The sequence below is a fragment of the Pseudoalteromonas sp. UBA6610 genome, assembly GCF_002433295.1.
GTDB lineage: Bacteria > Pseudomonadota > Gammaproteobacteria > Enterobacterales > Alteromonadaceae > Pseudoalteromonas > Pseudoalteromonas atlantica.
In genome coordinates this window covers 1-10,909 of record NZ_DJHW01000048.1, presented here as the reverse complement: position 1 = coordinate 10,909, position 10,909 = coordinate 1, and the positions used below count along the sequence as shown (strand labels likewise).

Genomic DNA, 10,909 nt, shown 5'->3' with positions numbered 1-10,909 from the left:
AAAATGGGTAAAGACGTAGAAAAAACCGTGTTTAGTAAAGCCTTACAACTAGCTTCTGAACACAAACTATTTATTAACGGTAATAAAACCGTGGTATTTAGCTAAGACCCCTTTTTACATACTATAAAGCCAGCAATAGGGTGTACCCCTTTTGCTGGCTTTTTTATGCCTAACAGCTTAATTAGAGTCAGATATTAGCTGTAGCTGTGTTTGATCCGACACCGTAATTAATTGTAAATTGGCATCCACCATTAAGGTGTGTAATAAATAGGTGATTCAGGCCCTACTGGCAAGCCTAAAGCAAACACCCATACGTAAAATAAAATGACCCAACCGATAAAAAACACAATACTGTATGGCAGCATGGTGGCCACTAACGTCCCTATACCCATGTCTTTTTTATATTTAACTGCCACCGCTAAAATTAAGCCAAAATAGCTCATCATTGGGGTGATTAAGTTAGTCACAGAGTCACCAATACGGTACGCCGCTTGAATGGTTTCTGGCGCGTAACCAATTAGCATAAGCATAGGCACAAAAATAGGGGCCGTAATCGCCCACTGCGCCGATGACGATCCTAAACTCAAGTTAACCATTGCACACATTAATATAAACAATACAAACACTTCTGGGCCGGTAAGGTTTAACGCTTGTAATAGTGCTGCACCATTAATTGCCAAAATAGTGCCTAAATTAGTCCATTTAAAAAAGGCCACAAACTGGGCTGCAAAAAATACTAATACTATATATAAACCCATTGAGCTCATGCTTTTGCTCATTGCGTTAATAATGTCTTTATCGTTTTTCATGCTGCCAACAACACGCCCGTAAACAAAGCCTGGCACACTAAAAGTTACAAATATAATTGCGACTATTCCTTTTAAAAAAGGCGAGCCTGCCACTTGGCCTGTTTCTGGGTGGCGTAAAATGCCATCGGCAGGAATAATCGTCCAAGCAAATAACGACAGCACCACTAATAGAGCAACGCCCGCCCATTTTAGACCGGTTTTTTCTAACGTGGTAAGTGTATCAATATTGTTTTGTGACAAGTCGATACTGGCTTCATCGGGGTTATATTTACCTAAACGCGGCTCTACTATTTTTTCGGTTACGAGTGTACCCAGTGCGGCGATAAGTAATACTGATATCATCATGAAATACCAGTTAGCCTCGGCGCCAACCTCGTACGTTGGGTCAATCATTTGTGCTGCAGGCGTAGTTATACCTGCTAATAATGGGTCTATTGTGCCAAGTAGTAAGTTAGCGCTATAGCCGCCAGAAACACCGGCAAAGGCAGCCGCTAAGCCAGCTAAAGGGTGGCGTCCCAAACTATGAAATATCATGGCCGCAAGCGGAATTAAAACCACATAGCCAAGCTCAGAAGCTGTGTTAGACATTATGGCCGCAAACACCACCATAAAGGTAACTAAACGCTTTGACGCGCCCATAACCATGCCTCGCATAGCAGCAGAGAGTAGCCCTGAATGCTCTGCAACACTTACCCCAAGTAGTGCCACTAAAACAGTGCCTAAAGGCGCAAAACCGGTAAAGTTAGTAACCAAGCCAGCCATAATACGCTGTAGCCCCTCAGCACTGAGTAAACTAACAACTTCAATTACTCCATCAGGCGCACGCCCTGCTGCCCCAATCGGTCTTGGGTCAATTGCGCTTAGCCCAAACCAATCGGCAATACCACTTATTAGCACAATTGAAACCGCAAATATCGCAAATAAAGTAATGGGATGAGGAAGCATATTTCCTAAAAACTCAACGGTTGCTAAAAAGCGATTAAATAAGCCGTTATTGTCTTTAGGTTGATTATTAGGTGAGTGTGTGGAGTCTGTCATACTTGGCTCTATAAATTACAAAATTGCGCTAACCTAGCATTGTTTGCAAAAGAGATCATGTATAAAAGGTAAATAACGTGTAGGTTTTAAGTTTAAAAAGCGCTGCTTGAGTGTATTGGCTTTTGTGGATTGAAGTTTATTCAGTCTTGCCATATCACCCAGAGCAGCGCATATCTGGTATTTGTAAGCGCTTATCACCTATTAACAGGCAATAAGCTCATTAGCTAGGCACGGCTTTGCCTAAACACCAAACATACGGCTGTAAATTTATTTTTAAACGATAAACAAATTCTAGCGCTTTTAATATTTTAAGCTTGCTCTATTGGTTCTAGTTGTAATTTAGCGGCAATAAGAACGGCTTGGGTACGGTTATAAACGCCAAGTTTTCTAAAAATTGCGGTAATGTGTGCTTTGACTGTTGCCTCAGAAATATGTAGTTCGTACGCTATTTGTTTGTTTAGTAACCCTTCATGAAGGTATTGCAATACACGATATTGCTGCGGCGTTAACGATGCAACCTGCGCGGCAATTTCTCTGTCTTCTCCTTCTATTTCGGCTACTTTATTTTCTAACTCTTTTGGAAGCCACGTATCGCCTTCTAGTATTTGGTTTATAGCATTAGCAATATCATCTGAAGATGATGACTTAGGAATAAAGCCCATTGCGCCATAACCCATTACCTTAGACACTATGTTTATGTCTTCACTTCCTGAGACAACCGCTATGGGTAAGCTTGGGTAGTCTTCGCGAATGCGGATCAGGCCATATAAATCGCCATTACCTGGCATATGTAAATCTAGCAGTAATATATCAAGATCTTCTTGTTCGCTAAGCACTTGCAGTGTGCTGTCAAAATCTGATGATTCAAATACCTCTAAATCGTCAAACTTAGCACTTAATGCTCCTTTTAGTGCCTCGCGAAATAACGGATGATCATCCGCTATTAAAAACTGACTCATGGTTCGCTCCTAATAAATTCGGCTGCCAATAAGGTATAAAGTACTTACTGACAGCCGATATACTACGTTTAGAATCAACTTGTAATCAAGTTTTTAACGCGCATTTAACGATTTAATCGGTTTTCTATGAGCTCATCTACCACGGTTGGGTCTGCAAGTGTTGATGTATCCCCTAGCTGTTGGTGTTCATTTGCGGCTATTTTACGTAAAATTCGACGCATAATCTTACCTGAACGCGTTTTTGGTAGGCCTGGCGACCATTGAATCATATCAGGGGAAGCTATTGGACTTAGTTCTTTACGTACCCAATTACGGACTTGAGTTGTCAGCTCATCACTTACAGTAACGCCCTCATTTGGCGTAATGTAAACATAAATACCTTGGCCTTTAATATCATGCGGATAACCTACTACGGCGGCCTCTGCTACAGCTTCGTGAGCAACCAGCGCGCTTTCTATTTCAGCGGTGCCTAAACGATGCCCTGATACATTAAGCACGTCATCAACACGCCCTGTGATCCAGTAATAGCCATCTTCATCACGACGACAGCCGTCACCTGTAAAGTAAACACCGGGGTAAGCACTAAAATAGGTTTGTTCAAAACGTTCGTGGTCGCCATAAACAGTACGCGCTTGTGAAGGCCAGCTATCTAATATCACTAAATTACCGTCAACGGCACCTTCTAGTGTATTACCCTCTGCATCAAATAGAGCCGGCGCAATACCAAAAAACGGATGCGTTGCTGAACCTGGCTTAGTTTGGGTGGCACCAGGCAGTGGGGTGATCATAATGCCGCCCGTTTCGGTTTGCCACCACGTATCTACGATTGGGCAATTAGCATTACCAATATTTTCGTAATACCACGTCCATGCTTCAGGGTTGATGGGTTCACCCACCGAGCCTAAAATGCGTAAACTTTGACGATTAGATGATGCGGTTGGCTCATCGCCTTTAGCCATTAACGCTCGAATAGCGGTTGGTGCAGTGTATAAAATGGTTACGCCGTGCTTATCAATCACCTCCCCCATGCGCCCTGCGGTTGGGTAGGTCGGCACGCCTTCAAATACCACTTGCGTACAGCCATTAACCAGTGGGCCATAAGCAATATAGCTGTGGCCGGTGATCCAACCTACATCGGCGCTACACCAATATACGTCGTCTTCTTGTAAATCAAATACGTATTCGTGGGTCATTGATGAGTAAACTAAGTAACCCCCTGTAGTATGCACAACCCCTTTTGGTTGGCCGGTAGAGCCCGAAGTATATAAAATAAAGAGTGGATCTTCTGCATTCATTGGCTCCGGTTCGCACTGCGCCGGTTGGTCGGCAACAAGCTCATGCCACCAAATATCGTGCTCGTTCCAATCAACTTCGCCACCGGTTAGCTGATGTACAATAACGTGTTCAATGCTTGTCACCGACTCTTGTGCTACGGCTTCATCAACATTCGCTTTTAAAGGAACACAATTACCAGCTCGGCGGCCTTCATCGGATGTGATCACCACTTTAGCGCCTGAATCTTTAATTCGATCTGCAATGGCAGAGGGAGAAAAACCACCAAATACAACCGAGTGAATAGCACCAATACGTGCACAGGCCTGCATGGCGTAAATGGCTTGCGGCGTCATCGGCATATAAATAGCAACTCGGTCACCTTTTTGTACGCCCAGTTTTTTTAAACCATTAGCAAAGCGCGCCACTTCATCATGTAATTGTTGGTAGGTAATATTTTCACTTTGGTTTGGGTTGTCTCCTTCCCAAATAAGCGCAACTTTATCGGCTTTGGTTTTTAAATGGCGGTCAATACAGTTATAAGAGGCATTTAAAACGCCATCTTCGTACCATTTTATATCGATATGGCCTTTATCAAATGAGGTGTTTTTTACTTTAGTATACGGAGTAAACCAATCTAAGCGCTGGCCATGTTCACGCCAAAACCCTTGTGCGTCATCAATCGACTGTTTGTAGAGTGTATTATATTTTTCGTTATCAACTAACGTCGTTTTTTCAATATGTGCAGGAACAGGATAGATACTTTGTGACATCTCAGTCTCCATTTTAATAACTTGCCATGATTAAAGGATTACTCAGCAGTACTTTATTAAGTATTAGACCTTAGTTGTACAACCCTTCTAATTAACATTTTGTGGTTTATAATCTCGCCGCTCATGACTTTTTTACATAGAAATACAGTATGTTAAATATAAGTAAGTGGCCATTGAATTACTCTTAAACCTTTGTCTTATAGACCAATAGGTAATTGAGTAAATTTTGCACATATTTAAAAGTGGTTTTCGGACATTAAAAAATAATGATGCAGCCATGCAAGTTAAACACTTATTTAACGAACTCATAGCGTGATGCAAGATAAATAAATTTTTATTCGTAAGTAATACCTGTAGCAAGTAATACATTTGAACGTTTAAAAAGCAACAAACAACAAGTAGCCTTTAAAGGACACCACAATGAAATTTACCCCATTAAAAACTCTTGCAGCGAGTGCTGTATTATGTGCTTTAACAAGCACAGCTTATGCGGCAACTGCAGCTAAAGTAGGTAACACCGAATTTACTTACGGCGGATACATTAAGCTAGATACAATGTGGAGTGATTACTCTGCAGGCGCTCCTGATGGCTCAAATGTAGGGCGTGATTTTTACGTACCAAGCACACTGCCAGTAGGCGATGACGATGATTCGGATGCCGTATTTGATATGCATGCACGTGAGTCACGTTTTAACTTTGGTACGTCAACGTTAATGGATAACGGTAAAACAGTTAAAACTAAAATTGAGTTAGACTTTTTAGCATCGGCCCCTGGCGGTAACGAGCGCGTATCAAACTCTTATGCACCACGTATTCGCCATGCATTTGTAACTTACGATGGCTGGTTATTTGGTCAAACATGGTCAAACTTTCAAAACGTGGGTGCACTTGCAGAAACACTTGATTTTGTAGGCCCTGCTGAAGGCACTGTTTTTGTTCGCCAAACGCAAATTAAGTACACAACCGGTGCTTGGTCGTTCTCACTAGAAAACCCAGAAAGCACAATTACCACACAAGGTGGCGCTCGTGTAGAAACAGATGATGCGTCACTTCCTGATTTTACTGCGCGCTACACACACAATGCCGATTGGGGTAACTTTGTAGTTGCAGCTCTTGCTCGCCAACTTACTTATAAAGTAGGCGATGTTGACGCTGATGAAACCTCGTTTGGTATTAGCGCTTCAGGCCGTGTAAATTTTGGCGAAGATTACCTTAAATTTATGCTTACTCAAGGTAAAGGCCTTGGTCGTTACGTGGGCTTAAATGTTGCCCATGGTGCAGTGCTTAATGGCGATGAGCTTGATGCAATAGACTCAACATCTGGTTTTGTTGCTTATCAACATAAATGGACAAGCCAGTGGCGCTCAACCTTTTTATATTCTTTCTTTAGTGCTGACAACAACACCGATCTATTAACAATATCAGGCGACCCTGTTGAATCAAGCCAAAGCTTTAGTGCAAACATTTTATACTCACCGGTTAAGCGTTTAACATTTGGTGCAGAGTTTAAACATGCCGAGCGCGAAACAGAAAGTGGTATTGACGGTGATTTAGAGCGCTTACAATTTTCTGTAAAATACAATTTTTAATTAAACATAGTGATCACAATAAAGCGGCTTAGGCCGCTTTTTTTAGCTATACAACTTGAACTCTGTTTAAAAGGTTTAATAGTACTGTGGTAGTAATGGTATTTAAGGGTGCTTTTTTGTCTGAGATTTTCAGTAAATTAAACACGGTTAGCACTTAAACAAGCTTAAATAGCAGCATTTGGAAGAGCTCAGATAAAAGTTTGTACAGAAATAGCACCCTCTTTGCGATTAAGGAGTATTACCTTAGCGCTAAACTAAGCGGCTATTTAGTTGCTAAAATCCACTAAATTCCCACAATTTCGGATAACTACTAATTATTTTGCACAAACAACAAACATGTTATTGAAAATCACTCTCATTTAGATTATGTTATGCACTTCTTTTTTGAACCTATTGGAAAAACACATGTCATCCCAACAAATTTTGCGTTTATCTAAGCTAAGCCTTATTACTTCACTTGTTTTATCTGGTCATGCATTTGCACAAGAAACTACAACAAATACAGATGACTCATTAGAAAAAATAGCAGTATATGGCCAGCATCATAAAAACTACATCACAGAAGATGCGCAATCTGCTACAAAATTAGGCCTAACAATCAAAGAAACCCCACAAAGTATTTCTGTTGTTTCTCGCGCTTTAATGGATGATTTTTCACTAGATGATATTAACTCAGTGCTAGAGAGCACCCCCGGTGTAACTGTAGAACAAATAGAAACTGACCGTACTTATTTTAAAGCCCGTGGCTTTGAAATAACAAACTTTCAGGTTGATGGTTTAGGTATCCCTCAAAGCTCAGGCTCTATTCAGGGCACTTTAGATACGTCTATTTACGACCGTGTAGAAATTGTACGTGGTGCAAACGGCCTTATGACTGGCGCAGGTAACCCATCTGCAACCGTAAATATGGTATTAAAAAAACCAACTTACATAACTCAAGCGCATGCATCTGCATCGTATGGTTCATGGAACAACAAGCGTTTAGAAGTAGATGTTTCAACGCCAATTAACGACGACCACGCTGTGCGCGCCGTATTTACCAAGCAAAAAGCGGAGTCATACCTAGATCGTTACGAAACAGATAAAACAATTGCTTATCTTGCTTACGAAGGCAAGCTAACCGACGACACGACATTAAGCATCAACTATGTTAACCAACAAAAAGATGCCGATAGCCCACTTTGGGGCGCACTCCCTCTTTATTACACCGATGGCACAGCAACAAACTACGACGCCTCTACAAGTACGGCATCTGATTGGTCTTACTGGGATAACAGCGCAGAGCAAGTATATGTAACACTTGAGCAAAACCTATCGGCTACGTGGGTTGCAACAGCGCGTTACGCACACATAGAAAACGAGCAAGACTCGGAACTATTTTACGTATATGGCACACCAGATAGCGAAACTGGCCTTGGTTTAACCGGTTACGCAAGCCGTTACGACTACGAAGATAAGCACGATTTATTTGATTTATACGCCAGCGGTAAATTTGATTTATTTGGCCAAGAGCACGACCTGTCATTTGGTGTTAGCCAAGCAAAAATGGATTACAACGAACAGTCGCTTTACGATTACACCACGGGCAACGGCTTCCCAGCAATGCCTTCGCTTGATACATGGGATGGCGTAGTACCTGAAGCAACCCTTGCTGATGGCTTAAATGGCAGTGACATAGAAAACAAACAGCAATCAGCTTATATGTCTACTCGCATTAAATTAAGCGCTCCGCTAAGTGTGTTAGCAGGTGTACGTTACACTGATTGGGAAACATCCGGCACTGCTTATGGTGTAGAACAAACACGTAACGACAGCGAAGTTATCCCGTATGTGGGGGCTGTGTATGACTTTAATGAATCGCTTTCAGCCTACGCAAGTTACACAGAGACCTTTGTGCCACAAAAAGAGCTTGATATTAATGCTGAGCAATTGGCGCCAATTACAGGTAAAAGTAGCGAAATTGGTTTAAAAGCACAGCTTTTAGACGACCAAGTATTTGTAACCTTTGCTTACTTTGATGCAAAACAAGAAAACCTAGCGGTTGCATTACCTGATTCATTACCAAGCGATACTCGTTATTATGGTGCTGATGGTATCACCAGCGACGGTTTTGAAATTGAATTAAGTGGTAAAGTGACCGAGGATTTAAGTGCAAGCATCAGCTTTAGTAATTTAAGTATTGATGGTGATGATTTAGTTGAAGATTACACGCCAGAGAACCAGCTAAAACTGGCTGCAACTTACCAAGTACCATTTGTTGAAGGCTTAACTTTTGGTGCAAATTATCGTTGGCAAGACTCGGTTAGCCGCGTACAAGTTGAAGATGCAACCGGCGCTGCACTTGTAACCACGAACCAAGATGCTTACGGTATTCTTGATTTAATGGCTAACTACAAAATTACAGAAAACGTTGGGGTTACTTTTAACGTTAATAACACCACAGATGAAAAATACCTACACAGCCTATACTGGGCTCAAGGTTATTACGGTGCGCCGCGTAACTATGCGCTATCGGTAAACTGGCAGCTATAAGTCGCTCTTTTAAATTACGGCTTTTAAATTTAAACGGCACTTTTTAGTGCCGTTTTTGTTTTAAGCCCCTTTAAGTTAAAGCGCTTATCACCCTCCTTGCGCTATCTACCTTATGCAAAGTAATTGCAATACCATCTTTTATTACGCGCCTCAATTAAAAAGCGTACTTGTTAGCCAGCCTCACTATAAATATGACTAAGCGCTATTTAAACTGCATCTATTAAAGCCTGTAAGGTTATAGTTTTAGTGTGCTTTAAACACAAAAAGGCGCTAACCACTGCTGGTTAGCGCCTTTTAAAGCTCGGGTCAAATCAAGCTTAGAGAACGTTTACACTTAAAGGTCAGACTCAGCGCCTAATACGTCTTCGCCATCTTCTGGCTCAACCGTTGCTTTTAATAGCAACATATCACGTAACTTACCTTCAATTTCATCTGCAATTTCTACGTTTTCTTTCAAAAACTTAATAGAGTTTGATTTACCTTGGCCTACTTTATTGCCATTGTAGCTGTACCAAGCACCTGCTTTTTCAACAATTTTGTGCTTAACACCTAAATCAATTAACTCACCTTGTTTAGAAATACCTTCACCATACATAATGATGAACTCAGCTTGTTTAAACGGTGGTGCAACTTTGTTTTTAACTACTTTAACGCGGGTTTCGTTACCGACTACCTCATCGCCTTCCTTTACAGAACCAATTCGACGAATATCAATACGCACTGACGCGTAAAACTTAAGTGCATTACCACCGGTTGTTGTTTCAGGGTTACCAAACATTACACCAATTTTCATACGAATTTGGTTAATGAAAATACATAGCGTATTTGAGCGTTTAATATTACCTGTAAGCTTACGTAGTGCTTGCGACATTAAACGTGCTTGTAAGCCCATGTGCGAGTCGCCCATGTCGCCTTCAATTTCAGCTTTAGGTGTAAGCGCAGCAACAGAATCGACAATAACAACATCTACAGCACTTGAACGTACTAACATGTCACAAATTTCTAGTGCTTGCTCACCGGTATCTGGCTGAGAAACTAACAGCTCATCAATGTTAACACCTAACTTTTGTGCGTATACCGGATCAAGAGCATGCTCAGCATCAACAAAGGCACATGTTTTGCCTTCTTTTTGAGCCTGCGCGATAACTTGCAAAGTAAGCGTTGTTTTACCTGAAGACTCAGGGCCATACACTTCAACAATACGCCCCATAGGCAAACCGCCTATGCCTAAAGCAATATCAATCCCAAGTGAGCCTGTAGATACAGCATCAATATTTAGGGCTTTGTTATCGCCCAGTTTCATAATTGATCCTTTACCAAATTGACGCTCAATTTGTGATAGTGCAGCGTCCAGCGCTTTTTGTTTATTATCGTTCATTCTGTTCTCCAAATCCGGCTAATGCGAACAAGTATACTGTATGAAATCACAGTATCAAGTGAAATTTATAATTTTATCTTCTCGATCGTACTTTTCAATGCAAATTCAATAGCTTGCATTCTAACTTGCGCTCTATCGCCGTTAAATATTTGCTTAAACGTAAATTGTTCATTGGCAATTTGTATGCAAAACCATACAAAGCCAACTGGTTTATCGGACGTAGCGCCACCTGGCCCAGCAATGCCCGAAATTGCCACGGCAACATCAGCTTTGGCAACGCTTGCGGCACCAAAAGCCATCTCTTTTACTGTTTGCTCACTCACCGCACCAAATTGCTCTAGCGTAGTATTGGCCACATTAAGCAGTTCATGCTTAGCTTCATTACTATAAGTAACAAATGCGCGGCCCAAATAACCTGAGCTACCTGGCGTATCTGTAAGCGCATAACTCACTCCGCCACCAGTACATGATTCAGCGGTAGTGATCCATAAGCGTTTATCCGTTAAAATAACGCCCAATTGCGCAGCAAGTGTTTTAATCTCTTGATGTAATTCCATA

General features: G+C 41.5%; 7 protein-coding genes. 2 read left to right on the top strand and 5 right to left on the bottom strand.

Going from position 1 to position 10,909, the window contains the following annotated elements; all coding sequences use genetic code 11:
- Window positions 1-251: 251 nt before the first annotated feature.
- The 3 genes from B4F91_RS06275 to acs all read right to left on the bottom strand — a co-directional run bounded on the left by B4F91_RS06275 (window position 252) and on the right by acs (window position 4,851).
- Window positions 252-1,847, bottom strand: a complete 1,596-nt coding sequence (locus B4F91_RS06275) for an AbgT family transporter (protein WP_096041267.1) — start codon at window positions 1,845-1,847, stop codon at window positions 252-254.
- A 308-nt stretch (window positions 1,848-2,155) separates the two neighbouring features.
- Window positions 2,156-2,806 (bottom strand): response regulator transcription factor, encoded by a 651-nt coding sequence (locus B4F91_RS06270; protein ID WP_024033108.1) that lies wholly within the window; start codon window positions 2,804-2,806, stop codon window positions 2,156-2,158.
- A 104-nt stretch (window positions 2,807-2,910) separates the two neighbouring features.
- Window positions 2,911-4,851 (bottom strand): acetate--CoA ligase, encoded by a 1,941-nt coding sequence (gene acs, locus B4F91_RS06265; RefSeq protein WP_264390008.1) that lies wholly within the window; start codon window positions 4,849-4,851, stop codon window positions 2,911-2,913.
- Between the two features lie 420 nt (window positions 4,852-5,271).
- Here acs and B4F91_RS06260 point away from each other — a divergent pair, with 420 nt between their 5' ends.
- Window positions 5,272-6,441, top strand: coding sequence for a DcaP family trimeric outer membrane transporter (locus tag B4F91_RS06260; protein ID WP_004586195.1), 1,170 nt, complete (start codon window positions 5,272-5,274; stop codon window positions 6,439-6,441).
- A gap of 405 nt (window positions 6,442-6,846) precedes the next feature.
- Complete coding sequence (locus B4F91_RS06255; RefSeq protein WP_096739201.1) at window positions 6,847-8,973, top strand: TonB-dependent siderophore receptor; 2,127 nt, start codon at window positions 6,847-6,849, stop codon at window positions 8,971-8,973.
- Window positions 8,974-9,307: 334 nt separating this feature from the next.
- Here B4F91_RS06255 and recA read toward each other — a convergent pair whose 3' ends face one another.
- Both recA and B4F91_RS06245 read right to left on the bottom strand, forming a co-directional pair.
- Window positions 9,308-10,351 (bottom strand): recombinase RecA, encoded by a 1,044-nt coding sequence (gene recA / locus B4F91_RS06250; protein ID WP_004586193.1) that lies wholly within the window; start codon window positions 10,349-10,351, stop codon window positions 9,308-9,310.
- Window positions 10,352-10,416: 65 nt separating this feature from the next.
- Complete coding sequence (locus B4F91_RS06245; protein WP_004586192.1) at window positions 10,417-10,908, bottom strand: CinA family protein; 492 nt, start codon at window positions 10,906-10,908, stop codon at window positions 10,417-10,419.
- Between the last annotated feature and the right edge of the window lies 1 nt (window position 10,909).

Excerpts from the sequence above, each read along its gene's own strand:
- B4F91_RS06275 (WP_096041267.1), bottom strand. The coding sequence starts at position 1,847 with ATGACAGACTCCACACACTCACCTAATAATCAACCTAAAGACAATAAC.
- B4F91_RS06260 (WP_004586195.1), top strand. The coding sequence starts at position 5,272 with ATGAAATTTACCCCATTAAAAACTCTTGCAGCGAGTGCTGTATTATGT.
- B4F91_RS06255 (WP_096739201.1), top strand. The coding sequence starts at position 6,847 with ATGTCATCCCAACAAATTTTGCGTTTATCTAAGCTAAGCCTTATTACT.
- B4F91_RS06270 (WP_024033108.1), bottom strand. The coding sequence starts at position 2,806 with ATGAGTCAGTTTTTAATAGCGGATGATCATCCGTTATTTCGCGAGGCA.
- recA (WP_004586193.1), bottom strand. The coding sequence starts at position 10,351 with ATGAACGATAATAAACAAAAAGCGCTGGACGCTGCACTATCACAAATT.
- B4F91_RS06245 (WP_004586192.1), bottom strand. The coding sequence starts at position 10,908 with ATGGAATTACATCAAGAGATTAAAACACTTGCTGCGCAATTGGGCGTT.
- acs (WP_264390008.1), bottom strand. The coding sequence starts at position 4,851 with ATGTCACAAAGTATCTATCCTGTTCCTGCACATATTGAAAAAACGACG.